We start from the raw sequence: 24267 nt of genomic DNA on the forward strand, positions 1-24267 counted from the left end.
CATGCCGAAGTTGAGATCCGCCACCACCACTCACGGACGTAACATGGCCGGGGCCCGCGCCCTGTGGCGCGCCACCGGAATGACCGATCAGGATTTCGGCAAGCCCATCATCGCCGTGGTCAACTCCTTCACCCAGTTCGTGCCGGGCCACGTCCACCTAAAGGATCTGGGTCAGCTGGTGGCCCGCGAGATTGAAGCCGCGGGTGGTGTTGCCAAGGAGTTCAACACCATAGCAGTGGATGACGGCATCGCCATGGGCCACGGCGGTATGCTCTATTCCCTGCCATCGCGGGAGCTGATTGCCGACTCGGTGGAGTATATGGTCAACGCCCACTGCGCCGACGCCATGGTCTGCATCTCCAACTGCGACAAGATCACTCCGGGGATGCTGATGGCCGCCCTGCGCATCAACATTCCGGTGATCTTCGTCTCCGGCGGCCCGATGGAAGCGGGCAAGACCAAGCTCTCCGACCAGATCATCAAGCTGGATCTGGTGGATGCCATGATTCAGGGCGCCGACCCCAAAGTTTCCGACGCCCAGAGTGAACAGGTTGAGCGCAGTGCCTGCCCTACTTGCGGCTCCTGCTCCGGCATGTTTACCGCCAACTCCATGAACTGCCTGACCGAAGCGCTCGGCCTCTCCCAGCCGGGCAACGGCTCTATGCTGGCTACCCACGCCGATCGCGAGCAGCTGTTCAAGCTGGCGGGTCAGCGCATCGTGACTTTGGCCAAGCGCTGGTATGAGCAGGACGATGCCTCGGCACTGCCGCGCAATATCGCCACCAAGGCGGCGTTCGAGAACGCCATGGCGCTCGATATCGCCATGGGCGGCTCCACCAATACCGTGCTGCACCTGCTGGCGGCGGCGCAGGAGGCCGGGGTGGACTTCACCATGGCCGATATCGACCGCATGTCCCGCAAGGTGCCGCAACTGTGCAAGGTGGCGCCCTCTACCCAGAAATACCATATGGAAGATGTGCACCGCGCCGGTGGCGTGGTCGCCATTCTGGGCCAGCTGGAAAAAGCGGGTCTGGTGCATGGGGATGCCCGTACCGTGCTGGGTTGCTCCCTCGTCGAACAGCTCAATGAATATGACGTCAGCCGCCAGCCGAGTCAGGAGGTGGTGGACTTCTACCGCGCTGGCCCGGCCGGCATCCGCACCACCAAGGCGTTCAGTCAGGATTGCCGCTGGCCAGAGCTGGATCTGGACCGCGCCGAAGGCTGCATCCGCTCGCTGGAAAATGCCTACAGCCAGGAGGGCGGCCTTGCCGTACTCTCCGGCAACCTCGCGGTCAATGGCGCCATCGTCAAGACCGCAGGCGTGGATGAGGAGAACCTCACCTTCCGTGGCCCGGCCCGGGTGTTCGAGAGTCAGGAGAGCGCGGTGAACGGTATCCTCGACGGCACCGTGAAAGCGGGCGAGGTAGTGGTGATCCGCTACGAAGGGCCGAAAGGGGGTCCGGGCATGCAGGAGATGCTCTACCCCACCACTTATCTCAAGTCCATGGGGCTCGGCAAGGCGTGTGCCCTGATCACCGACGGCCGCTTCTCCGGCGGCACCTCGGGCCTCTCCATCGGCCACGTATCGCCGGAAGCTGCCTCTGGCGGCACCATAGGTCTGGTGGAGGATGGCGACATCATCAGCATCAACATCCCGGCCCGCAGTATGGTGCTGGAAGTGGCTGACAGCGTGCTGGCCACCCGCCGTGTCGCCGTAGAAGCTCGTGGCTGGAAGCCGCTCGATCGCCAGCGTCAGGTCTCCTTTGCCCTGCGCGCCTACGCCATGTTCGCCACCAGCGCCGATAAAGGTGCGGTGCGCGATCGCTCGATGCTGGGGGAATAAACCATGGTCTCTGCGGCTGATTATCTACGCAAGGTGTTGCTCTCTCCCGTCTATGAGGCGGCGCGGGTCACCCCCTTGCAAACCCTGAAGAAACTCTCCGAGCGGCTCGGCAACCACGTCAGCCTGAAGCGGGAGGATCTGCAACCGGTCCACTCCTTCAAGCTGCGCGGTGCCTACCACAAGATCGCCACCCTGACCGAGGAGCAGAAGGCGCGCGGCGTCATCGCCGCCTCTGCGGGCAACCACGCGCAGGGGGTCGCCCTGTCTGCCGCCAAGCTCGGCATCAAGGCGATCATCGTGATGCCCAAGACCACGCCGGACATCAAGATCGATGCGGTACGCCGTCAGGGCGGCAACGTAATGCTGTTCGGCAACAGCTTCGACGAGGCCTATGGCGAGAGTCGCCGCCTCTCCACGCTTGAGGGCTACACCCTGATCCCGCCGTTTGACGACGTTGAGGTGATCGCCGGGCAGGGCACCATCGGCAAGGAGCTGTTGGAGCAGGATACCCACCTCACCCACGTATTCGTGCCGGTGGGGGGGGGCGGGTTGGCCGCCGGGGTGGCGGTCTATATCAAGCAGCTGCTGCCGGATGTGAAGGTGATCGGGGTGGAGGCTGAAGGGTCTGCCTGCCTCAAGGCCGCGCTGGCGGCTGGCGAGCCGGTCAATCTGGAGCGGGTCTCGCTGTTTGCGGATGGTGTAGCGGTCAAGCGCATCGGCGAGGAGACCTTCCGCCTGTGCAACCAGTATCTGGACGAGGTGGTGACCGTCTCCAACGACCAGATCTGCGCCGCGCTGAAAGATATCTTCGATGACTGCCGCGCCATTGCCGAGCCGTCGGGCGCCCTGTCGTTGGCGGGCCTCAAGGCCTACAGCGAGCGGGAGCAGGTGAAAGGGGGGCGGATGGCGGCCATTCTCTCCGGCGCCAACGTCAACTTCCACAGCCTGCGCTATGTGTCGGAGCGCTGCGAGATTGGCGAGAAGCGCGAGGGCATGCTGGCGGTGATCATCCCCGAGCGCAAAGGGGCCTTCCTCGACTTCTGCCGTCAGCTCGGGCCGCGCATGGTGACCGAGTTCAACTATCGCTACGCCGATGCCGAGCAGGCGTCGCTGTTCGTCTCGGTGCGCCTCACCGGCGGTGACGAGGAGCTCGGGCAGATCATCGATCAGCTCGGCGGCAACGGCTACCCGGTGGTCAACATGACCGAGAGCGAACTGGCCAAGAACCACGTGCGCTACATGATTGGCGGCCGCCCGGCCCGGCCCCTCGGTGAACGGCTCTACAGCTTCAAGTTTCCGGAGCAGCCGGGCGCCCTGATGCGTTTCCTCGAGACCCTGGGCTGTCGCTGGAACATCAGCCTGTTCCACTACCGTAACCACGGTGCTGACTACGGTCGGGTGCTCTGCGCCTTCGAGCTGCCGGACGAGGACGTGGCCGCCTTCCACGACTACCTGCGCGAGATTGGCTACGGTTGGAAAGAGGTGAGCGACGACCCCGCCTACCGGCTGTTCCTGGCCAGTTGAGCAAGGGGGGCTTCAACAACTCATCGGGAGGGAGGCGTTATGCCTCCCTTTTCTATTGCTGCGTGTGGATAGGTTCACTCCGTACGACGCAACGTCATGGTTTAGCTGGCAAAACAGTGTGAATAGGTACACAGGTGATTTTTACGCCGGATATTGCTGGCAAGCTCACACTCCTGATGGCTTGGTCATTTGAGGCTGCGTTCGGATGGGATACCCTGAATAGCGGAGAGGCCGCCTGACGGCTTCACACAGGGAAAGTGCGCACTCAGGCGCCCATAACGACTTATTGCAGAGGCGAAAATATGAATAAATCCATGCTTGCCGTATTGGTCAGTGGTTTGCTGGCGGCCGGAGCCGTACATGCCGCCGCTCAGGACAATACCTGGTATGTCGGTGGCAAGGCCGGTTGGTCCAATTACTATGGCGTTGACCACAACCAGTATGCCGAGTCGATTACCCAGACGTTGGGTAATACCAGTGAGAACACGGATGATCTGGGTCTGGGTCTGTTCGCCGGTTACCAGCTCAACCCCAATCTGGGCTTCGAGCTGGGTTATGACTGGCTTGGCAAATACGACACCACTTCGGGCACTGGCGCCAATACCCTCAAGACCGAAGCCAAGAGCCAGATGATTCAGGCCACCATGAAGATCAGCTTCCCGGCAACGAACGTGCTCGATCTTTATGGCCGACTGGGCGGTGCTTATGCCTGGACGGATAGCGAGATCAGCTTCGCCAATACCAGCGAGACCGGCAAGAAGCATGGCGCCGCCTTCGTTGGTGCGCTGGGTGCCGAATACGCTATCGATCGTGACTGGGCTGCCCGTCTGGAGTACCAGTACACCACGCCGCTGGGAGATGCCTCTCTCGATCGTTCCGGTATCGAAATGGATAACGGCCTGATCTCGTTCGGGATGCTCTATCGCTTCGGTCAGCAAGGTGGCGAGGTCGTAGCACCGGCTCCCGCTCCGGCCGCCGAACCGGCACCTGTAGCCGTGGTTGAGCCCAAGACCTTCAGTCTGAGTTCCGATGTGCTGTTCGAGTTCAACAAGGCGACCCTGAAACCGGCAGCCAATCAGGCGCTCGATGCCCTGTTCAGCCAGATTGTGGCAGCCAATCCGAAAGATGGTGTCGCAACTGTCATCGGTTATACCGACCGCATAGGTTCCGACAACTACAACCTGGCCCTCTCCGAGAAGCGGGCCCAGAGCGTGGCCAGCTATCTGGTATCCAAAGGCTTGTATGCCGACAAGGTACGGGTCGAGGGGCGTGGCAAGGCCAATCCGGTCACTGGCAACAGCTGTGCCAGCCGCTCCAAGCAAGAGCTGATCGCCTGTCTGGCACCGGATCGCCGGGTGGAAATCCATCTGGAAGGGGTTTCCCAGCCTGTCCAATAAGCAGAGCGACGGGAGCCATAAATGTAAAAACGGGAGGCTTGGCCTCCCGTTTCTTATGGGGTGTTTACGATGTTGAGCCTCAGAGCCCGAACAGCGGCCGCAGGCGAATGCCGATCAAGCTGCCAGCCAGGGCCATCAACATCCAGACCCAGCCGTGCAGGCTGCCAGAGGCGGTGCCATCGAAAAAGCCGCCGAGGTTGCAGGCGGCGTACATGGCGCCCATCCCCATCAGCAGACCGCCAATGATGGAGGCCAGGCTGTTGCCGAGCCGCATCGGGGCGAAGTTGCCGCCACCGCTGATGCAACGAGCCAGCATGGCCCCCAGAATGCCGAGCCAGAACATGCCGACCATGGGATTGATGAAGAGTGGCTGGGCCAGCTTGGGGTTGCCCTCGAACAGGCCGAACAGAGAGGCGCCGCGCAGCGCCATGTCATAGACGGCGCCGGTGATGGTCCAGGCCGAGCCGTGCAGAGCGACGACAGTGGAGTTGAGTATGGCGATGATGATGCCGCCGGTCAGCACGGTGAATCGGCCATCGCGCCAGAACAGATTGCCGCCGCTGAAGAGGGGCTTGAGTTCACCGGTACGCTTGAGTTCGCTGTTGCGAAACAGCAGGAACAGCGCGGCGACCAGCGCCAGGTTGAGCAGCATGCCGCTCCAGATATTGCCGGTCAGATCCCGGGCCAGCACCACATGGCTGGAGAAGGTGGCCTCCAGTTCGGGGCGGAACTGGTTGCTGATAAGGGTGCCGATGCCGTAGCAGATCAGCACCAGCCAGAAGCGGGGTTGCCCCTCGCCGCAGCAATAAAGAGTGCCGGTGGCGCAGACGCCTGCCAGCTGCATGCCGATGCCGAACAGGAAGGCACCGACGATGAAGGGAATGCCGATAGCCATCACGTTACCCACCATGGCATCGCCAAACAGGGCGTGACTAAAGGAGAGGAAGGTGGTGAACAGCAGAATTTCGATGGCAATGGTGAGCAGGTGAACCCGCACATAGTAGCTGTTGCGTTTGGTCAGCATTTCGCGCCAACCGAATACGATGCCGAAGCGGCTGAAGGAGAGGGTAAAGCCGAAGCCGAATCCGATCAGGGCCATCAGAGCCCATTTCATACCAAAAGTATTGCCAAGCCAGAGTAACGCTCCCCCCGCGATTGCCACGATGGGGAGCGACCATTTTCGAGTCATGTCAGTTGATCCTTGCAGTTGGTTTTCAGAGGGGCGGATCCTATTCCCTCATGGAGTCTAATGCTACCCATTTAACCAGTGCAGAGAAAAAGGGGGGCGCTGACTCCCGTCAGCGCCGGGGATCAATGGCGGGTGGCGTCGAGATGGAAGTGGTGAGTCTGCCTGGTCAGGATGCGGGCGTGCTGGGCGACCATGGTCGCCTCTTCGGCGGCCTGACTGGCGCTCTGGTTGGCCTCGGCCGCCAACCGCGACATCTCGCCGACCTGATGGTGGATCCCCTGCACCAGCCGGGTCTCATCGCTCATCAACTGATCGACCTGAGCGATGCGTTGGTTGATCTCCTCGCAGCTCTGCGCGATCCGGGCGACGCTTTGGCGCGCTGTCATCGTGTGAGTGACCGCCTGTTCGACCCGGGCCAGCTCGGTATCCATCTCGCTGGCGGCGCGCAGGCTGACATCCTGGATCTTGCCGATGATGGTGTTGATCTCGGTGGTGGCGCTGCCGGTACGGGTCGCCAGCGAGCGCACTTCATCGGCCACCACAGCAAAACCGCGTCCCTGTTCACCTGCCCGCGCCGCTTCAATGGCGGCGTTGAGCGCCAGCAGATTCGTCTGCTCCGCAATATCGTGAATGGCGCCCGCCAGCCCGGCAATCTGCTGCGAAAGGCCAGCCAGATCTGAAATGGTGCTGGATACCCGCTTCACTCCAGTGGCTTGCTCCTCGATCACCTGCTCCACGGTGCGCATGGCGCGCGATGCTTCTTGTGCCCGCTCTGCTGACTGCAGGGTTTGCTCCCCCACCTGATGCAGCTGGCTACCCGCCTGTTCAATGGAGTGGGTGAGCAGTTCGATGGCCTGTTCGATATGGTGGGCCGCCCCGACCTGCGCCTGACTGTCATCGGTGTGCCGTTGTGCCATGGTGGTCAGGCTGGTGGCGCGATCATCCAGCGTACTGGCGCTGCGCTGCAGGGACTCCACCAGGGTTGCCAGCTGGTCACGCATGGCCCCGATCTGGCGGATCAGCTCGCCGATGGCATCAAGGCCCGGCTCCGGCATGGGGCGGTTCAACTCCCCTTCGGCGATGGCGGCGGTCGCCTTGCCTGCGGCCAGCAGTCGCTGTTGGGTGGGGCGTCCCAGCCAGAAGATGAGCCCGGCCCCCAGCAGTGCAGCGCACAACAGCAGGCCGTAGCAGAGTCGAGTGGTGTTGGCGAGATGGGCCATCTGCTCGGCGGCATACTCGTTGCCGCGGATGACGGTGGCGTCCACCCCTAGCCGGTGGGCGTTATAGAGGGTGTGCAGGCGTGCTGCAATCGCGCCCGCCTGCGCCAGATCCCCCACCTTGATGGCGGGGACAAACTTATCGTTGAGTAACTGCCAGAACAGCTCCCCCTGCACTTTTTGCTCCCCCAGCAGCAGTTCCCTGAGCGGCTCGTTCAGGCTGCTCTCTTGCCAGAAACGGTTACGGCTCTCGAACTCTTGCTGCAGTCGAGCGAGGGTTTGCAGCAGGGCCTCCCGCTCCTCCGGTTTGGCATGGAGCAGGGTGTAGACCTGCAACTGGGATTCGATGAGGTAGAGAGGCGGCGGCAGAATATCGGCTACCACATCCTTCCCCTGTCCCATCTGATCGGCTGCGCTCCGGACCGAGTAAAGCCCGAAAAAGCTGATGGAGATCAGCGTGATAATGACCATGATCCCCAGAATCTGACCAAAAAGCAGGGATCTGTCGTGAATGTGCTTGAGCATGTTGCCTCCATTCGGCTCCGTTCCATGGATAGCATAGCTCTCTGGCGGGATGGTGAGACTCGAATGTGGTCTGTTGATGGTCAGTCGGCTCTGGAGAAGGGGAAGTCGCAGTCTGAAGGTCACTGGTGGCACGAAAAAGAACCCCGGCTGATGAGCCGGGGTCGATGGTGGTGAGGCGGTGTCAGGTTCGGCTTGGCGCGGCTTTGCCGCTGCGCAGCCCATCCAGACTGAACAGCACCAGCGCACTCCAGATGCAGGCGAAGGTGAGCAGTTTGTCCATCGCCAGCGCTTCCCCATAGAGGGTGACTGCGAGGATAAACATCAGGCTGGGGCCTATGTACTGGAAGAAGCCCAGGGTGGAGAGCTTGAGCCGGGTCGCGGCGGCGGTGAAGCAAAGCAGGGGGGCCGTGGTGACGGCGCCTGCGGCGATCAGCAGCAGGTTGAGGTGCCAATCGTTCTGGGTGAGATGGCTGGTGGGGCTGTCGGCAAAGCCCCACAGATAGATGGCCGCTGGCGGCAGCATGATCATGGTTTCGATCAGCAGACCGGTGAGAGCATCGAGTGCCAGTTTTTTGCGCACCAGTCCATAGATGGCAAAACTCGATGCCAGCACCAGCGCAATCCAGGGCAAGGAGCCAAAGGCGATAAGCTGGATCGCCACCCCGGCAAAGGCCAGCGCCACAGCCCACCACTGCAGGCGGCGCAGCTTCTCGCTCAGAAACACCATTCCCAACAGTACGTTGAACAGCGGGTTGATGTAGTAGCCGAGGCTGGCATCCAGCATATGGCCGTTGTTGATGGCCCAGATGAACAGCAGCCAGTTGCCGCCGACGGTAACCGAGGTAAACGCCAGGGTGAGCAGCACTTTTGGCTGGCGCAGCACCGCCTGCACTTTGTGCCACTGACGGCCTGCCAGGGTCAGGACCATCAGCAGCACGCAGGACCAGATCATCCGGTGGGTCAGGATCTCGGCGGCCGGGACGGCAGAGATGGTCTTGAAATAGATGGGGGCTATGCCCCAAAGGGTATAGGCGCACAGGGCGTAGATGACGCCCTGACGCTGGATCTGTTGCGGCATGCAGATGACCTTTACTGAAGCGTTGGATGCGGGAAAACATCGCAAAAAATCAGTGTAGCGATCCTTTTGCGGGGAAAGAAGCGAATAAACGAAGTTTGAGGGATAGGAGGAGTGTGGCTGGCAGGTCAGCCTTTACCGCGGCGGATCTTGTCGACGTCCATCAACAGCCACAACATCAGGGCGATGGCTGAGATCCAGGGGCCCCAGGTCACGTAGGCCTCGCCGTGCCCCAGCACGAAGAACAGCAGGGGCAAACCGATCACCAGAAAAAGTACGCTTCCCAGAAAAAATAGCATTTTTGTCTTTATATTTAACATGTTGGCTTTTTTATCATTATAAGGATTGAGCCCGGTGATGGAAGGCCAAAAATGCAAAAGGGGGATTTCTCCCCCTTTTTGATCCGATAGTGCTGCTTTGTCGTGTTATTCCAGCTGAATCCAGGTGCTTTTCAGCTCGGTGTACTTCTCCAGCGCATGAAGTGACTTGTCGCGGCCGTTGCCGGACTGCTTGAAACCGCCGAACGGCATGGTCATGTCGCCGCCATCCCAGTTGTTGACGAACACGGTACCGGCGCGCAGGGCGCGGGAGCCCTTCACCGCCTTGTTGAGATCCGCCGTCCAGATTGCGGCCGCCAGACCGTAGTCGGTGTCGTTGCCCAGCGCAATGGCCTCTTCCAGGGTGTCGAAGCCGGTCACCGCCAGCACGGGGCCGAAGATCTCCTCGCGGAAGATGCGCATCTCGGGGGTTACCTCGTCGAAGATGGTGGGCTCGATATAGAAGCCGCCGCTCTCGGTATTGGTGCGCTTGCCCCCCAGCAGCAGCTTGGCCCCCTCCTGCTTGCCAATCTCGATATAGCGCAGCACCTGTTCCATCTGGATGTGATCCACCATGGCGCCGATGCGGGTCGCAGGGTCGAGCGGGTTGGCCGAGATCCACTCGCGGGCATGGGCCAGCAGTCGCTCCATAAATTGCGGCTTGATGCTGTTTTGCACCAGCAGGCGGGAGGCGGCGGTGCACACCTCGCCCTGGTTGTAGAAGATGGCACCAGCGGCGCTCTTGGCTGAGGCGTCCAGATCCGGCGCATCCGCCAGTATGATGTTGGGGCTCTTGCCGCCGCACTCCATAAAGGCGCGCTTGAGGTTGGACTTGCCAGAGCACTCCACCAGATGTTTGCCGATCTTGGTGGAGCCGGTGAAAGTGATGCAATCCACGTCCATGTGCATGGCCAGCGCCTCGCCCACGGTGTGGCCAAAGCCCGGTAGCACGTTGAACACACCGTCCGGAATGCCCGCTTCCTTGGCCAAACCTGCGATGCGCAGGGCGGTCAGGGGGGATTTCTCGGAAGGTTTGAGAATGACCGAGTTGCCGGTCGCGAGCGCCGGGCCCAGCTTCCAGCAGGCCATCACCAGCGGGAAGTTCCATGGCACGATGGCGGCGACCACCCCGAGCGCTTCGCGGGTCACCAGTGCCAGGGCGGATTCCTCCACCGGGGCGACCTGGTCGTAGATCTTGTCGATCGCTTCGGCGTTCCAGGCGATGCAGTTGGCGGCGGCGGGAGCGTCATAGCCCATGGCATCGCCGATGGGTTTGCCCATATCCAGCGACTCCAGCAGCGCCAGCTCAACCTTGTTAAGGCGCATCAGCTCGGCGAAGCGCTGCATGATCTGTTTGCGCTGTTTCGGCGGCAGGCCGCTCCAACGCTTGTCGTTGAAGGCGTCACGTGCAGCCTGTACCGCCAGTTCGGCATCGGCGGCATCGCAGGCTGCTACCTTGGTCAGCAGCTTGCCGTTGGCCGGGTTGATGCAATCGAAGGTGGCGCCATTGACGGCATCCCGATAGCTGCCGTTGATAAAGGCTTGCGAGGGCAGGGTCAGATGGGCGGCCTTGTGTTGCCACTGGGCCAGGGTCAGGTCACTCATGTTCACTCCTTGAACCGGCAAAAGTCAGTTTCCGCGTATCAATATGCTAAACATCCTGCCGCTTGTAAATCCATCTTGTAACAATTCATTAAACATTGCTCCCCTGCCGATGCGCCTCTGAATGTCAGAAACTGGCGGGGGTGTTGGCCGAGATCAGCACGCACTCCTGTTCACCACTATTGCGAAAACGGTGGGGGGTGCGGCTGTCGAAGTAGTAGCCATCCCCGGCGCCCAGCAGGTAGATCTGCTCGCCCACGGTCACTTCAACCTCGCCCTTGATGACGATGCCGCACTCTTCACCCTCGTGGCTCAGCATGTCGTCGCCGGTGTCGGCGCCCGGTGGCAGCACCTCCTGCAACATGCCGATGGCGCGGTTGGCGCGGCTGTGCCCGACCAGCCGGTAGCTGATGGGATGCGTGCCGAGATCCGGCATATCGGCGGCGCGGAAGATCACTTCGGTGCCCATTTCGGTCTCTTCGGTGAAGAAGCTGGCCAGCGACATGGGGATGCCTTCCAGCACCTTGCGCAGGGAGGCGACAGAGGGGCTCACCTGATTTTTCTCGATCTGGGAGATAAATCCGTTGGTCACACCGGAGCGCTTGGCCAGCTCGCGCTGGGAGAGGGCTGCCTTGGTGCGAACCGCCTTGAGGCGGTGACCGATATCCATCTATAGACACTCCTTGACTGTTTACTATTATTAAAATTGTGTTAAATATCTTATACCACCCTGCTGATGCGTCTAGCTAGGGGTGGCACCAGACAGGGCGATAACGGGCCCTTTTTTATGGATTCAGGTGTTTAATTTAATAGGCATTGGCCGACAGTTGCTAAACACCTTAAGGATGAGGTGACCATGAAACCGATCAGCGACATCAATACGCCCTCCGACATGTCCGCCTTCTGGATGCCGTTCACCGCCAACCAGCAGTTCAAGGCGGCGCCGCGTATCCTGAAGTCGGCAGAGGGGATGTATTATCACTCAGAGGATGGCCGCAAGATACTGGATGGCACAGCCGGACTCTGGTGTTGCAACGCGGGCCATGGTCGGCGCGAGATTGCCGAGGCGGTCTCCCAGCAGATTTCCCACCTCGATTTCGCCCCCACATTCCAGATGGGCCACCCCCTGCCGTTCGAGCTGGCCAACAAGCTGGTGGAGATCGCTCCCAAGGGGGTTGGCCACGTTTTCTACACCAACTCAGGTTCCGAGTCGGTCGATACCGCGCTCAAAATCGCGCTGGCCTGGCAGCGGGCTCGCGGTCAGGGCACCCGCACCCGGCTGATTGGCCGCGAGCGTGGCTATCACGGGGTCGGCTTTGGCGGCATCTCGGTGGGGGGGATTCCCGGCAACCGCAAGTGGTTCGGCTCCCTGCTGACCGGGGTGGATCATCTGCCCCATACCCTCAATATCGCCAAGAATGCCTTCACCAAAGGGCTGCCCGAGGAGGATGTGGCGCTGGCCGACGAGTTGGAGAAGATCGTCTTTCTGCACGATGCCAGCAATATCGCGGCGGTGATCGTCGAACCCATCGCTGGCAGTACCGGCGTGCTGATGCCCCCCAAAGGCTACCTCAAGCGGCTGCGGGAGATCTGTACCAAGCACGGCATCCTGCTGATTTTTGACGAGGTGATCACCGGTTTCGGCCGCCTCGGTTCCCCCTTCGCCGCGCAGGAGTTCGATGTCATTCCCGACATGATCACCTGCGCCAAGGGGCTCACCAACGGCGCCATCCCCATGGGGGCGGTGCTGGTGCAGAAGCACATTTATGACGACATGATGGCGGCAGGCAAGGGGGCCATCGAGCTGTTCCACGGCTACACCTACTCCGGCCATCCGGTGGCTGCGGCTGCGGGGCTCGCGACCCTCGAGATCTATCGCAACGAGAACCTGCTCAGCCGCGCCGCCGATCTGGCGGGCTACTGGGAGGAGGCGGCCCATTCGCTGAAGGGCTGCAAGCATGTGAAGGATGTGCGCAACTACGGGCTGGTGGCCGGTATCGAGCTGGAATCGATGCCCGATGCGCCGGGCAAGCGCGCCTACGAGGTGTTCGTGCGCTGCTTCGAGAAGGGGGCATTGATCCGGGTGACCGGCGACATCATCGCCCTGTCGCCACCCCTCATCATCGAGCGCAGCCAGATCGATGATCTCTTCACCCTGCTGCAGGATGCCCTGCAGGCACAACCCTAACCCATTTGATGGCCCCGCACTGGCGGGGCCTTGCGTTGGTTTGCTCAGCGCATTTACCACATCAGTTATCACGGAGGATACATGACATATCGGGTCAGCAACTTCATCAACGGCCAGCCGCAGGAGAGTCGCAGCGAGCGCCACGGGGCCATCTTCAATCCCGCTTGTGGCAAGCAACAGGGGAGCGTGGGGCTTTCCAGCGCCGCCGAGTGTCAGGAGGCGATCGCCATTGCCGAGCGTGCCTTTGCTGACTGGTCGCAAACCCCCCCGCTGGTGCGGGCCCGGGTCTTTTTCCGCTTCAAGGAGTTGATGGAGCAGCACAGGGACGAGCTTGCCCAGCTCATCAGTCGCGAACACGGCAAAGTCTTCTCCGATGCGCAGGGTGAGCTGACCCGCGGGTTGGAGGTGGTGGAGTTTGCCTGCGGTATTCCCCATCTGCTCAAGGGGGAGCACTCTCTCAACGTGGGGCGCGGGGTGGACAGCTACTCCATGATGCAGCCGGTGGGGGTCTGCGCCGGCATCACCCCGTTCAACTTCCCGGCCATGGTGCCGCTCTGGATGTTCCCGGTCGCGATTGCCTGCGGCAATACCTTTATTCTCAAACCCTCCGAGAAGGATCCCTCTCTCTCGCTGCGGATGGCCGAGCTGCTCAAGGAGGCAGGTCTGCCTGACGGCGTGCTCAACGTGGTGAACGGTGACAAGGAGGTGGTGGATGTGCTGCTGACCGACCCGCGAGTAGGTGCCGTGTCGTTTGTCGGTTCCACCCCCATCGCCCAGTACATCTATGCCACCGCCTCTGCCCACGGCAAACGGGTGCAGGCGCTGGGCGGCGCCAAGAACCACATGGTGGTGATGCCGGATGCGGACCTCGATCAGGCGGTCTCCGCCCTGATGGGGGCCGCTTATGGGGCCGCGGGTGAGCGCTGCATGGCTATTTCGGTGGCCGTGGTGGTGGGTGACGAGACCGCCGATGCGCTGGCGGCCAAGCTGACGCCGCTGGTGGAAAAACTGCGGGTGGGTCCGGGGCTGGGCCAGAGCCCGGAGAACGAAATGGGGCCGCTCATCAGCAAGGAGCATCTGGCCAAGGTGTGCGGCTACGTGGATCAGGGGGTGGCCGAAGGGGCCGCGCTGCGGGTCGATGGTCGCACGCTGAGCCACGACGAGGGTTACTTCATCGGTGGCTGCCTGTTTGACCAGGTGACCCCCGAGATGCGCATCTACCGCGAGGAGATCTTCGGCCCTGTGCTCTCCATCGTGCGGGTGCCGGACTACGAGACGGCGCTGCGCCTTATCAACGAACATGAGTATGGCAACGGTACCGCCATCTTTACCTGTGATGGTGACACCGCGCGGGACTTCACGGCGCGGGTGCAGGTCGGTATGGTAGGGGTGAACGTCCCCATTCCGGTGCCGATGGCGTTTCACAGCTTTGGCGGCTGGAAGCGCTCCATCTTCGGGCCGCTCAACATGCACGGGCCGGACGGGGTTCGCTTTTATACCCGGATGAAGACGGTGACGGCGCGCTGGCCCCAGAGCCTGCGTAGTGGTGCCGAGTTCTCCATGCCGACCATGAAGTGACGCGCTGGCGCGTGCTCATGGCCTAACCTCTTGCCCTCGCCGGTCAATGATTGGCGGGGGCGAACTCTGTAAAGGAACAACAGATGCGATTGGGAATTCTCGATTGTGACCGGCTCGATCCCGATCTGGCGGATCGTTTTGGCCCCGTTTACTCCGAGATGTTTATCAGGGGCTTTGCGGCCCTGGCCCCCGAACTGGAATTTCGGGTCTGGTCGGCTCTTGATGGGGAATTGCCGGAGGACCTGCATGAGTGCGATGCCTGGCTCATCACCGGCTCGCGCCACGATGCTTACAGCGATATTCCCTGGATTCAGGCACTGCGGGCGTGGATCCGCCAGGCGCACGATGCCGACGTCAAGCTGGCAGGTGTCTGCTTCGGTCATCAGGTGATCGCCCAGGCGCTGGGCGGCGAGGTGGTGAAGTCTACCAAGGGGTGGGGACTGGGAGTGTCGGTACATCCCATGTTGGCAGATGAGCCCTGGATGGCGCCGGCGCGGGATCAGATCCGCATTCTGGCCAGCCATCAGGATCAGGTGGCCCTGCTGCCGCCGGGGGCAACCCGACTGGCGGGTAACGATTTTTGTCCCAACTTCATGTTTTTGCAGGGGGATCACATCGTCGCCATTCAGGGGCATCCGGAGTTCTCGGTGGAGTACAACCGGGCGCTGATCGAGCGGCGCCGTGGCCTGTTGCCCGACGAGCGCTACCAGAGCAGCCTCTCCTCGCTGGAGGGAGAGGTGGATTCGGCGACCATGATGCAGTGGCTGCTGCAGTTTCTGGGGATCCTGCCGCTGCGGGCTGGCGCGGCCTGAGCCCGGTTTGTCAGCCACCCCTTCGGATGCTAGATTTTGTAGCAAAATGAAGGATCAAGCGCTGAGATGTCGGGATCGGATGGTACACTGGCCGCCCATGTGGCGGCCTGTTTGTCTGGCTTGATTGCCGTCCCGGCCTGAGCCAAACCTGTCTGAGCCAAACCAGTGTGAGAGTGTGACGCCTTGAAACTACAGCAATTGAAGTATTTGATCGCGATCCGGGACCACAACCTCAATGTGTCCGTGGCTTCCGATGCGCTCTTCACCAGTCAGCCGGGGGTCAGCAAACAGATTGGCCTGCTGGAGAGCGAGCTGGGGGTGCGGATTTTCGAGCGCCGTGGCAAGCACCTGCACCGCATTACGCCGGTGGGGGAAGAGATCATCAAGTGTGCCGAGGCGATGCTCAACATCGAGAGCAAGATCAAGGCGATCTCCCGCGAGTATCTGGATCCGACCGTGGGCACTCTCAACATCCACACCACCCACACCATCGCCCGCTATCTGCTGCCCAAGTCGGTCACCTACTTCACCAAGAAGTATCCCAAGATCTCGTTCCACCTCCATCCGGTGATGTCGGCGAGCAAGGAGCAGATAAGCAAGGGGTACTCCGATTTCTCCATCGTTGCCCACGAAATTGGCTTCGACAAGGAGCTGATCGCGCTGCCTGCCTACCTCTGGACCCTCTCGCTGGTGGTGCCGCAGGATCACCCGCTGGCCAAGGTGAAGAAGCCGACGCTGGAGCAGCTCTGCCACTACCCGATCCTCAGTTACGAGAGCGGTGCCACCGGTCGGCAGGTGCAGGACGAGGTGTTTCAGGCGGCGGGCCTGACCCCGAGCTACTACATGACGGTAATGGATGCCGGAGTGATCAAGCGCTACGTGGAGCTGGGCTTTGGCATCGGCATCATCTCCTCGCTGGTGGCCAACGACAATGACACCCCCGGGCTGGTCTCCATCAATCTGGAGCACCTGTTCAAGCCCTGCCCGGCCCAGATCTGCTTCAGCAAGAGTATTCTGCTGCAGAACTACATGTATGACTTCATCAGCTCCTTCTCGCCCCACCTCACCAAGGAGGTGATCCAGAGCGTGATGCAGCAGCCGACCCAGGCGCGCATCGACGAGCTGCTGGCCGGGGTAGAGCTGCCCATCTATTGATCCCGATCGGATTCCCGATCGCTGCCGGTTGTCTCTTCTGTCAGGCTGGGCTCTACTCGGGGTTAGCCTGTCTCTTTTGGGCTATCTCCATCGTCCGAGGTCTCTATGTCCCGCATTCTGCTGCTTGCCAATCTCAACTGTGATCATGTGCTCTCCCTCTCCGAACCGCTGGTGGCGGGGGCCCGGCTGCAATATGTGGATCAGGGGCGCAGGCTCGGCGGTGGCGCCGCCAATACCGGCATCGGGCTGGTGTGGGCAGGTCACGAGGTGACCATTGCCTCCCGCATCGGGCTGGACGAGACCGGCGACTGGCTGCTGGAGCAGGCGGCCGGTTACGGGCTGGATTGCAGCCATGTGGAGCGCTTTGGCGGCGAGACCGGCGAGCTGCTGATCCTGGTGGACTCCACCGGCGAGCGCACCATACTGCGCCGCCCGCGGCGTCCCGACCTGCCCGGCGATCTGCCGCTGGATGGGGTGGATTGCCTCTATGTGAACTATCCCGGCACCGCCATCATCAGTTACATGCGCCAGATGCTCGGCAAGAGCTTCGTGGTAGCCCAGTATCCCAAGGGCGGCCAAGCGCGCCGCCCCTGTCATGTGCTGGTGGCCTCCCGCTCCGATCTCGGCGAGGTGAGCGACCCCTGGCAACATGCCCGCCAGCTGGCGGGGGAGCAGCTCGAATGGCTGGTGTTGACCGAAGGAAAGGCGGGGGCGGTAGCGATCCATGGCGACGAGCAGATCCGGGTCGCTGCCCGGCCGGTCTCGGTGGTCGATACCACGGGGGCGGGGGATGCTTTCGCCGGCGGATTGATACACGGATTGGCGCGGGGTATGGCGATCAAGGATGCGTTGCAGTGCGCGGTGGACTGGGGGGCGTTTGCCGTCGCCTCCGAGAGCTCCATCCCCTCGGTCGCCCTGAAAAACTGGCTGAAACAACCCCACTGAACCATCTCTTTGACGGTCGATTGAGGGGCGGTTCTCAGGCCATCTGGCTGCTGGTCGAAGGGGCTTGGCGAGGGGGACTATTCGGGAGATTTACCCGCTATAAAGCGGGTAAACGCCGGGCTAACCCGGCAAGTTTGCGATCAATCAAAGAAAGTGTCGATTTATGTGCATCTTCATCGACACCCGGTTGTGCTGCTCTTAACCTGTCACTCCGCAACTCAGATTAAGAGACAGGCCCCCCTCTGGCGAGCCAATGGGCAAACAGAGGCAAACCGGTTGTCTCCTGCCTCTTAGCTCAATGTTGTCGTCCTGATTCCTGGCTTGTAGTAAGAGGCAAGTGCGACCATGCAACTGACACGATTTACCGACTACGCCCTGCGTACCCTGACCTTCCTGGCGGTTCAGCCGGGGGATCGTCTGTCGACCATTACCGAAGTGGCCGATACCTTCGGCATCTCTCGCAACCACGTGGTCAAAATTGTGCACCAGCTTGGCATCAAGGGGTACATCGAGACGGTACGCGGCAAGCACGGTGGCATCCGCCTCGGTCGCTCTGCAGTCTCTATCAACCTGCGGGATGTGGTGATGGACATGGAGCATGTGCTCTGTCCGGTCGACTGCAAGCGCGAAAACTGCCGTCTCTCCGGCGGCTGCCGCATTCAGGGCATTCTGCGCCGCGCCATGAACGCCTTCCTCGAAGTGCTGGGTGAGTACACTCTGGCTGATGCGGTGCGCGATCCTAACCGTCTCTGCCACCTGCTGGGTATCGAGCAAGAGACTATTGTGACCATGGCCTGACGGGGCGCGGAATATTGAACAAGATGTGAAAGGGGCCTGATGGCCCCTTTTGCTTTTGTACTCAGGTGGTTTTTAGCGACTGCCTGGCTGGCGGATCAGGGTGATGGCGCCATGCAGACAGGCGAGGCCGCAGGCACCGCAGCCATTGCAGGCATCCATATTGACGTTGATGCCGTCGGCGGTGGCCTTGATCGCCTGTTGCGGGCAGGCATCTTCACAGAGCAGGCAGTAGAAGCCCTGCCGTGCCTGACAGCTCTCTTCAATCTGCACCCGGGTCTGCACCTGCCGACCCAGTTGCAGGTCGAGGGCACCGGTGGGACAGGCTCTGGCGCAGCTGCCGCAGTAGCTGCACTGGCCGCAGGTGAGATCGAGCACCGGGGTACCGGCGATGGGGCTCCCCTCGTACTCCTCCTGGGTGGCCGGTTTGAGCAGACCGCGCGGGCAGGCCTTGAAACACTCGCCACAGCGGGTGCAGAGGGAGAGGTACTGGGACTCCTCGATGGCCCATGGCGGGCGCGCTTCATGGCAAACCACTGCGGGCTTGCGGGAAGCTTGCCAACCTTGTGTCAGCCAACGGAGGAAATAGTGAGTCATGCTCGCCCCTGATACCTATTAGGGGTTAATTTTATCGAAGTTTCGGGAAGCAGGCCAGAGAATAGCGGCCGTCAGGATCGCAAGCGCAGTTGCCCTTGTGTAAGCTAGGCGGGTCTTTTTACGTGGTTGAATGAAAACATATGTGGCTATTTCTCTGGCGTGCGTCCCTGCTCTATGTCTTTCCCCTGCTGATGTGGGCCTACTGCCGCATCAAGGATATCGAGTTCGCCGAGCTCGATACCGGCGTCAACACCCACAAGTGGGTGGTGCTGGCCGCCTACCTTATCTACGTGGTGCTCTGGATCCTGGTTAACCGCTATCTCGAACTCTTCCTGCGTCAGCGGAGCCGCAAATGATTGACCCCGGACTCTGGGGGATCTTGTTGCCCGCCGCAGTGCTGGCCCTCGGGCTTGGCTGGCTGATCGGGCGGCGTACCGCCACGGCGCAGGCTCAGGAGCTGATGCTGGCGCAGGAGCGTTATCAGGCGCTTCAGGATCGCTTCGACGAGTTGCAGGATGAGCGGATGCAGGGCCAGCAGAAGCTGGATCAGCAGCAGACCCTGCTGATCAAGCTCACCGCCCGCCTCAAGGATGCGGAAGCGACCCTGCGCAGCGAACGGCTGGCCGCCGCCGAAAAACTGCAACTGCAACAGGAAGCGGAGCAGCGCCTCAGCCAGCAGTTCGAGAACCTCGCCAACCGGATCTTCGAGCAAAACTCCGGCAACTTCCGTGAATTGAACCAGAACAGTCTCGATCTGCTGCTTACTCCGCTCAAGGAGCAGCTTGAGGGCTTTCGCCGTCAGGTGGGGGAGACCCACGCCCAGGAGACGGCCCAGCGCCACAGCCTCAAGTTCGAGCTGGAGCGTCTCGCCGAGCTCAACGCCCGCATGACCGAAGAGGCGGCGGCCCTGACCCGCGCCCTCAAGGGCGACAGCAAGCAGCAGGGCAACTGGGGGGAAGTGGTGCTGGCGCGGATCCTCAGCGAATGTGGCCTGCGCGAAGGCCACGAGTATCACACTCAGGTCAATATCGAGGTGGAGAAGGGCAAGCGCTACCAGCCCGATGTGATCGTCCACCTGCCGCAGGAGAAGGACATCATCATCGACGCCAAGGTGTCGCTGACCGCCTACGAGCGCTGGTACAACGCCGAGGACGAGCTGGAGAAGGCGGTGGCGCTCAAGGAGCATGTCGCCTCGGTGCGCAACCATATCCGCGAGCTGGGCCGCAAGGATTATCAGCAGCTGCCCGGAGTGCGCACCCTCGACTATGTGCTGATGTTCGTGGCGGTGGAGCCTGCCTTCCTCACCGCCATGGAGGCCGATCCCTCGCTGGTGCGTTACGGTCTCGACAACAATATCCTGCTGGTGAGCCCCACCAACTTGATGGTGGCGCTGCGCACCATCGAGAACCTGTGGCGCTACGAGCGGCAGAACCAGAATGCCCGCCAGATTGCCGAACGGGCCGGTCGCCTCTACGAAAAGCTGCGGCTGTTTGTCGAGGAGATGCAGCAGATGGGCGGCAGCCTGCACAAGGCGCAGGAGAGCTACGACAAGGCAATGGGACGGCTGGTCAACGGCCGTGGCAACCTGATTGCCCAGGTCGAGCGTTTCCGCGAGCTGGGGGTGGAGGTGACCAAGAGCCTGCCAGAGCCGCTGGTGGAGCGGGCACTGGAGCGTGACAAGGAGCGGGAGTAGTTTTTACCTGCACCGTCATCAGCCAAGGCTCAAACCCGGTTTGGGCCTTTTGCTATCTGCCAGCTGGCCCAGTGCTTACCCATCATCTGAAATCCGCAAAGTAAACGGCCCACCGAAGTGGGCCGTTTTTATTTGCAGTGCCGGTGTGGATCAGCGGCTGGCGGCGCGGGCGCTTAGTTCGGCTTTCTCGCTATCGCTCAGGAAGGCTAGGGTCAGGCCATTCTGCTGGGCGGTGCGGATTTCGCTCGCTGTCATGCCAGCGGCCGGAGCTGCCACCTCATATTCGTGCGGCAGGTCGATCCCTTCCACCGCCGGGTCATCGGTGTTGAGGCAGGCCAGCACGCCGGCGGCCAGGAACTGGCGGATCGGGTGCTCGGTCAGGCTCGCTACCGTAGTGGTCTGGACGTTGGAGGTGAGACAGGATTCGATGCCGATGCGGTGTTCGGCCAGATAGGCCATCAGGGCCGGATCCTGAATCGCTTTGACGCCGTGGCCGATGCGCTCGGCGCCCAGCTCGCGAATGGCTTGCCACATGCTCTCGGGGCCAGCGGCTTCACCAGCGTGTACGGTGACGCGCATACCTGCATCGCGCACCTTGCGGAAGTGGTCGACAAAGAGTTCGCCCGGGAAGCCCAGCTCGTCACCGGCCAGATCGATGGCGACCAGCTTGTCGCGGTGAGCCAAGCAGGCGGCCAGCTCCTGATTGCACTGCTCGGTGCCGAAGGTGCGGCTCATGATGCCGATCAGGTTGGTCTTGATACCGAAATCGCGGCTGCCAGCGGCCACGCCGTCGATGATGGCTTCCACCACGCCCTGCGGGTGCAGCTTGTGGGCCATTGCCATATAGGCCGGGCTGAAGCGCAGCTCGGCATAGTCGATACCGGCGCGCAGCAGATCTTCCACGTTCTCGTAGGCGACCCGGCGGCAGGCGTCATAGTCAGCCAGCACGGCCACACCCCAGTCCAGTTTCTTCAGGAAGGCAACCAGACTCGGCTCGTTTTCGACGATCTGTACGTGGGGGCGCAGCGCCTCCAGCTCAAAGGCGGGCAGCTGGATATTGTGTTGGCGACCCAGCTCGAGGATGGTTTGCGGGCGGATGTTGCCGTCCAGATGGCGGTGCAGGTCGGTCAGGGGGAGAGATCTGTCAATCATGGGGGCGCCCTCGTCGAGTCAGGTTTGAAAGCCTGCCATTCTAGGCGGGGCTTTCAAAAAAGATACCCCGTTTATGGTTAAACGGGGTTCTGGCGGACGGTGATTTGTCAGGGCGTGATGGGAATCGTTTTTCCCCGGGACTCAGGAGAGATCGAGTTCCTTCAGCTTGCGGGTCAGGGTGTTGCGGCCCCAACCGAGCAGGCGGGCGGCCTCCTGCTTGTGGCCGTGGGTGTGTTCCAGCGCCGTCTCCAGCATGATCCGCTCGAACTGGGGCATGGCATCGGCCAGGATGTCTGTCTCTCCCAGCGCCAACTTGCTGGCCACCCACTCCTGCAACTGTTGCTGCCAGCAACCGGGCAACGCCGGTTGGCCCGGTTCGGCGTTGTGGGTGATGGGGGTGAGCAGCTCGGCAGGCAGGTCGCCGACCAGCACTTCTTGCCCCGAGGCCATCACGGTGAGCCAGCGGCAGACGTTCTCCAGCTGGCGCACGTTGCCCGGCCAGGGCAGGCGGCTGATATAGGCCTGGGTATCCGGGTGCAGGCTCTTGGCCTCGACGTTCAGCTCTTTGGCTGCGCGCAGCAGGAAGTGACGGGCCAGCTGGGGGATATCCTCACGGCGCTCCTTGAGGGCAGGAATATGGATGCGAATGACGTTGAGGCGGTGGAACAGATCCTCGCGAAACTCGCCATCGGCGACCCGCTTCTCCAGATTCTGGTGGGTGGCGGCGATGATCCGCACGTCTACCTGCACCGGCTGGTGGCCGCCGACTCGATAGAACTGGCCATCGGCCAAGACCCGCAGCAGCCGGGTCTGCACATCCAGCGGCATGTCGCCGATCTCGTCGAGAAACAGGGTACCACCGTCGGCCTGCTCGAAGCGGCCGTGGCGGATGTTGTTGGCGCCGGTGAAGGCCCCCTTCTCGTGACCGAACAGCTCGGATTCGATGAGATCTTTCGGGATAGCCGCCATGTTGAGGGCGATAAAGTTTTTGTGGGCGCGCGGGCTGTGCTTGTGCAGCGCATGGGCGACCAGCTCCTTGCCGGTACCGCTCTGACCGTTTATCAGCACCGAGATGCTGGAGCGAGACAGGCGGCCGATGGCGCGGAACACCTCCTGCATCGCCGGTGCTTCACCGATGATCTCGGGAGTGGCGGTGGCCTCTTGCTGACGAGACTTGCGCTTGGTGCGCTGCTCCTTGAGGTGATTCTCGGCGCGGCGCACCAGCGTCACCGCTTCGTCGATATCGAACGGTTTGGGCAAGTACTCGAAGGCGCCGCGCTGGTAGGCGTTGACCGCGCTGTCGAGATCCGAGTGGGCGGTCATGATGATGATGGGCAGATCGGCCTGACGGCGGTGGATCTGCTCCAGCAGGCTCAGGCCGTCGATACCGGGCATCCGGATATCGGAGAGGATGACATCGGGCGAGCGCAGCTCAAGGGCGTGCAGCAGGGCTTCGCCATCGGCAAAGCTCTCGCAGTTGAAGCCTTCGCTGCCGAGAGTGCGCTCCAGCACCCAGCGGATAGAACTGTCGTCATCGACGATCCACACTTTGGCGGTCATGGGGTTCCCTTACTTGCGAAGCGGTAGAAAAATGGTGAATTCGGTGTGACCCGGCCAGCTGATGCAGTCAATTCGCCCCTTGTGCTGGTCGATCAGGTTCTGGGCGATAGAGAGGCCGAGCCCGGTTCCCCCCTCCTTGCCGGTGATCATGGGGTAGAACAGGGTGTCGCGAATGGCGTCGGGAATGCCGGGGCCGTTGTCGATGATCTTGATCTCCGCCGCCAGCCGGTAACGCTGGCCGTGGATGGTGATCTGGAACGCGGTGCGTGTCTTGATACGGATAAGCCCGGTCTGATCCCCCAGTGCTTCGGCCGCGTTGCGCACTATGTTGAGAAACGCCTGCTGCAGCTGATCCGGCTCCATCTCGAATTCGGGGATGCTGGGGTCGTAATCCCGCTCGATGCGAACAGAGGGAGGGAGTTCGAGCTCCACCAGTCGGCGTACCTGCTCCAGCACCGAATGGACATTGTGCATCTGGTGACGGCCGGGGCGCTGGGGGCCGAGCAGCCGATCGACCAGTACCCGCAGCCTGTCAGCCTGTTCGATGATGATGCCGGTATATTCGCGCAGGGCCGGGTCCGGCAGCTCCTTTTGCAGCAGCTGGGCCGCGCCGCGCAGGCCGCCGAGGGGATTCTTGATTTCGTGGGCCAGCCCGCGCACCAGCTCCTTGGCCGCCAGCTGCTGGGCATGTTGCTGCTGCTCCTGACTGATCTTCTTCTGCTGGTCGATCTTGCGCAGCTCCACCACTAGCAGACGCTGTTCGTGGTCGGCCATCGGGGTGGCGCTCAGCTCCACCAGTCGCGGTTCTCCCTCTACCACCAGAGTCACTTCGCTATCGGTAAAGCCTTGCCCTGACGCGAGGCACTGCTTGAGTCGCTGCAAATCGAGGGAGATATGTTCCAGCAGATGGGGCAGTTCGATGCCGATCAGCCTGCGTTCACTGAGGGAGAGCAGCTGTTCAGCCGCCGGGTTGACGAACTGGATGCAGAGCCGCTCATCCATCAGGATCACGGCGGTCAGCAAATTATCCAAGAGTGTTTTGGCGTTGTCCGAGCGGGTTGGCACAGGTTTCTCCCTAAAACGGTGCTACACACCTGTTATGC

At 61.7% G+C, this 24267-nt stretch carries 21 protein-coding genes; 11 read left to right on the forward strand and 10 right to left on the reverse strand.

Annotation, left to right across the window (positions count from 1 at the left end; all coding sequences use genetic code 11):
- The first annotated feature begins 1 nt into the window (after position 1).
- The 3 genes from ilvD (at position 2) to ompA (ending at position 4764) form a co-directional block, all read left to right on the forward strand.
- Positions 2 to 1843, forward strand: a complete 1842-nt coding sequence (ilvD, locus tag I6L46_RS17885) for a dihydroxy-acid dehydratase (protein ID WP_216976579.1) — start codon at positions 2 to 4, stop codon at positions 1841 to 1843.
- A gap of 3 nt (positions 1844 to 1846) precedes the next feature.
- The gene (ilvA, locus tag I6L46_RS17890) at positions 1847 to 3367 is read left to right on the forward strand and encodes a threonine ammonia-lyase, biosynthetic (protein WP_216976581.1); all 1521 of its coding nucleotides are present in this window, start codon (positions 1847 to 1849) and stop codon (positions 3365 to 3367) included.
- Positions 3368 to 3669: 302 nt separating this feature from the next.
- Entirely contained in the window at positions 3670 to 4764 is a 1095-nt protein-coding gene (gene ompA / locus I6L46_RS17895) for a porin OmpA (RefSeq protein WP_216976583.1), read from the forward strand.
- 79 nt (positions 4765 to 4843) lie between these two features.
- Here the strand turns inward: ompA and I6L46_RS17900 are convergent, their stop codons facing one another.
- From I6L46_RS17900 to I6L46_RS17925, 6 genes are all read right to left on the reverse strand, one after another.
- Positions 4844 to 5953, reverse strand: a complete 1110-nt coding sequence (locus I6L46_RS17900; protein WP_216976585.1) for a YeeE/YedE thiosulfate transporter family protein — start codon at positions 5951 to 5953, stop codon at positions 4844 to 4846.
- A 122-nt stretch (positions 5954 to 6075) separates the two neighbouring features.
- Complete coding sequence (locus tag I6L46_RS17905; protein ID WP_216976586.1) at positions 6076 to 7695, reverse strand: methyl-accepting chemotaxis protein; 1620 nt, start codon at positions 7693 to 7695, stop codon at positions 6076 to 6078.
- 181 nt (positions 7696 to 7876) lie between these two features.
- On the reverse strand, positions 7877 to 8773 hold the full coding sequence (gene rarD, locus I6L46_RS17910; RefSeq protein ID WP_005356175.1) for an EamA family transporter RarD: 897 nt from the start codon (positions 8771 to 8773) through the stop codon (positions 7877 to 7879).
- Between the two features lie 125 nt (positions 8774 to 8898).
- Positions 8899 to 9069, reverse strand: a complete 171-nt coding sequence (locus tag I6L46_RS17915) for a hypothetical protein (RefSeq protein ID WP_005341999.1) — start codon at positions 9067 to 9069, stop codon at positions 8899 to 8901.
- Positions 9070 to 9195: 126 nt separating this feature from the next.
- A complete protein-coding gene (locus tag I6L46_RS17920) occupies positions 9196 to 10692 on the reverse strand; it encodes an aldehyde dehydrogenase (RefSeq protein ID WP_216976588.1) in 1497 nt (498 codons plus the stop codon).
- A gap of 124 nt (positions 10693 to 10816) precedes the next feature.
- Complete coding sequence (locus tag I6L46_RS17925; protein WP_005339643.1) at positions 10817 to 11359, reverse strand: cupin domain-containing protein; 543 nt, start codon at positions 11357 to 11359, stop codon at positions 10817 to 10819.
- Between the two features lie 186 nt (positions 11360 to 11545).
- On the opposite strand from I6L46_RS17925, the gene I6L46_RS17930 reads away from it, so the two are divergent.
- The 6 genes from I6L46_RS17930 to I6L46_RS17955 all read left to right on the forward strand — a co-directional run bounded on the left by I6L46_RS17930 (position 11546) and on the right by I6L46_RS17955 (position 18165).
- The gene (locus I6L46_RS17930; protein ID WP_216949825.1) at positions 11546 to 12877 is read left to right on the forward strand and encodes an aspartate aminotransferase family protein; all 1332 of its coding nucleotides are present in this window, start codon (positions 11546 to 11548) and stop codon (positions 12875 to 12877) included.
- 81 nt (positions 12878 to 12958) lie between these two features.
- The gene (locus I6L46_RS17935) at positions 12959 to 14455 is read left to right on the forward strand and encodes a CoA-acylating methylmalonate-semialdehyde dehydrogenase (protein ID WP_216976590.1); all 1497 of its coding nucleotides are present in this window, start codon (positions 12959 to 12961) and stop codon (positions 14453 to 14455) included.
- A gap of 83 nt (positions 14456 to 14538) precedes the next feature.
- On the forward strand, positions 14539 to 15267 hold the full coding sequence (locus tag I6L46_RS17940; protein ID WP_005357481.1) for a glutamine amidotransferase: 729 nt from the start codon (positions 14539 to 14541) through the stop codon (positions 15265 to 15267).
- 183 nt (positions 15268 to 15450) lie between these two features.
- A complete protein-coding gene (locus I6L46_RS17945; RefSeq protein WP_216976592.1) occupies positions 15451 to 16422 on the forward strand; it encodes a LysR substrate-binding domain-containing protein in 972 nt (323 codons plus the stop codon).
- Positions 16423 to 16527: 105 nt separating this feature from the next.
- A complete protein-coding gene (locus I6L46_RS17950; RefSeq protein ID WP_100647089.1) occupies positions 16528 to 17367 on the forward strand; it encodes a PfkB family carbohydrate kinase in 840 nt (279 codons plus the stop codon).
- Positions 17368 to 17712: 345 nt separating this feature from the next.
- On the forward strand, positions 17713 to 18165 hold the full coding sequence (locus tag I6L46_RS17955; RefSeq protein ID WP_005339654.1) for an Rrf2 family transcriptional regulator: 453 nt from the start codon (positions 17713 to 17715) through the stop codon (positions 18163 to 18165).
- Positions 18166 to 18237: 72 nt separating this feature from the next.
- On the opposite strand, the gene I6L46_RS17960 is transcribed toward I6L46_RS17955, so the two are convergent.
- Positions 18238 to 18759 (reverse strand): ferredoxin-type protein NapF, encoded by a 522-nt coding sequence (locus I6L46_RS17960; RefSeq protein ID WP_115521551.1) that lies wholly within the window; start codon positions 18757 to 18759, stop codon positions 18238 to 18240.
- A 140-nt stretch (positions 18760 to 18899) separates the two neighbouring features.
- On the opposite strand from I6L46_RS17960, the gene I6L46_RS17965 reads away from it, so the two are divergent.
- Together I6L46_RS17965 and rmuC are read left to right on the forward strand one after the other, a co-directional pair.
- Positions 18900 to 19115 (forward strand): hypothetical protein, encoded by a 216-nt coding sequence (locus tag I6L46_RS17965; RefSeq protein WP_005339659.1) that lies wholly within the window; start codon positions 18900 to 18902, stop codon positions 19113 to 19115.
- A complete protein-coding gene (gene rmuC / locus I6L46_RS17970) occupies positions 19112 to 20452 on the forward strand; it encodes a DNA recombination protein RmuC (RefSeq protein ID WP_150995565.1) in 1341 nt (446 codons plus the stop codon). The genes I6L46_RS17965 and rmuC overlap by 4 nt, the downstream gene beginning before the upstream one ends.
- 150 nt (positions 20453 to 20602) lie before the next feature.
- On the opposite strand, the gene add is transcribed toward rmuC, so the two are convergent.
- From add to glnL, 3 genes are all read right to left on the reverse strand, one after another.
- Entirely contained in the window at positions 20603 to 21604 is a 1002-nt protein-coding gene (add, locus tag I6L46_RS17975) for an adenosine deaminase (protein ID WP_075116081.1), read from the reverse strand.
- Positions 21605 to 21745: 141 nt separating this feature from the next.
- The gene (gene glnG, locus I6L46_RS17980) at positions 21746 to 23164 is read right to left on the reverse strand and encodes a nitrogen regulation protein NR(I) (protein WP_005339666.1); all 1419 of its coding nucleotides are present in this window, start codon (positions 23162 to 23164) and stop codon (positions 21746 to 21748) included.
- Positions 23165 to 23173: 9 nt separating this feature from the next.
- Positions 23174 to 24229 carry a nitrogen regulation protein NR(II) gene (gene glnL / locus I6L46_RS17985; RefSeq protein ID WP_139444367.1) on the reverse strand — a complete coding sequence of 352 codons (1056 nt, stop codon included), beginning with the start codon at positions 24227 to 24229 and terminating at the stop codon, positions 23174 to 23176.
- Positions 24230 to 24267: the final 38 nt, after the last annotated feature.

The sequence above is a fragment of the Aeromonas sp. FDAARGOS 1416 genome (assembly GCF_019048085.1).
Classification (GTDB): domain Bacteria; phylum Pseudomonadota; class Gammaproteobacteria; order Enterobacterales; family Aeromonadaceae; genus Aeromonas; species Aeromonas veronii.

What these genes read in the sequence shown, in the direction of transcription:
- ilvD (WP_216976579.1), top strand. Translation starts at nt 2, where the DNA reads ATGCCGAAGTTGAGATCCGCCACCACCACTCACGGACGTAACATGGCC.
- ilvA (WP_216976581.1), top strand. Translation starts at nt 1,847, where the DNA reads ATGGTCTCTGCGGCTGATTATCTACGCAAGGTGTTGCTCTCTCCCGTC.
- ompA (WP_216976583.1), top strand. Translation starts at nt 3,670, where the DNA reads ATGAATAAATCCATGCTTGCCGTATTGGTCAGTGGTTTGCTGGCGGCC.
- I6L46_RS17900 (WP_216976585.1), bottom strand. Translation starts at nt 5,953, where the DNA reads ATGACTCGAAAATGGTCGCTCCCCATCGTGGCAATCGCGGGGGGAGCG.
- I6L46_RS17905 (WP_216976586.1), bottom strand. Translation starts at nt 7,695, where the DNA reads ATGCTCAAGCACATTCACGACAGATCCCTGCTTTTTGGTCAGATTCTG.
- rarD (WP_005356175.1), bottom strand. Translation starts at nt 8,773, where the DNA reads ATGCCGCAACAGATCCAGCGTCAGGGCGTCATCTACGCCCTGTGCGCC.
- I6L46_RS17915 (WP_005341999.1), bottom strand. Translation starts at nt 9,069, where the DNA reads ATGCTATTTTTTCTGGGAAGCGTACTTTTTCTGGTGATCGGTTTGCCC.
- I6L46_RS17920 (WP_216976588.1), bottom strand. Translation starts at nt 10,692, where the DNA reads ATGAGTGACCTGACCCTGGCCCAGTGGCAACACAAGGCCGCCCATCTG.
- I6L46_RS17925 (WP_005339643.1), bottom strand. Translation starts at nt 11,359, where the DNA reads ATGGATATCGGTCACCGCCTCAAGGCGGTTCGCACCAAGGCAGCCCTC.
- I6L46_RS17930 (WP_216949825.1), top strand. Translation starts at nt 11,546, where the DNA reads ATGAAACCGATCAGCGACATCAATACGCCCTCCGACATGTCCGCCTTC.
- I6L46_RS17935 (WP_216976590.1), top strand. Translation starts at nt 12,959, where the DNA reads ATGACATATCGGGTCAGCAACTTCATCAACGGCCAGCCGCAGGAGAGT.
- I6L46_RS17940 (WP_005357481.1), top strand. Translation starts at nt 14,539, where the DNA reads ATGCGATTGGGAATTCTCGATTGTGACCGGCTCGATCCCGATCTGGCG.
- I6L46_RS17950 (WP_100647089.1), top strand. Translation starts at nt 16,528, where the DNA reads ATGTCCCGCATTCTGCTGCTTGCCAATCTCAACTGTGATCATGTGCTC.
- I6L46_RS17955 (WP_005339654.1), top strand. Translation starts at nt 17,713, where the DNA reads ATGCAACTGACACGATTTACCGACTACGCCCTGCGTACCCTGACCTTC.
- I6L46_RS17960 (WP_115521551.1), bottom strand. Translation starts at nt 18,759, where the DNA reads ATGACTCACTATTTCCTCCGTTGGCTGACACAAGGTTGGCAAGCTTCC.
- I6L46_RS17965 (WP_005339659.1), top strand. Translation starts at nt 18,900, where the DNA reads ATGTGGCTATTTCTCTGGCGTGCGTCCCTGCTCTATGTCTTTCCCCTG.
- rmuC (WP_150995565.1), top strand. Translation starts at nt 19,112, where the DNA reads ATGATTGACCCCGGACTCTGGGGGATCTTGTTGCCCGCCGCAGTGCTG.
- add (WP_075116081.1), bottom strand. Translation starts at nt 21,604, where the DNA reads ATGATTGACAGATCTCTCCCCCTGACCGACCTGCACCGCCATCTGGAC.
- glnG (WP_005339666.1), bottom strand. Translation starts at nt 23,164, where the DNA reads ATGACCGCCAAAGTGTGGATCGTCGATGACGACAGTTCTATCCGCTGG.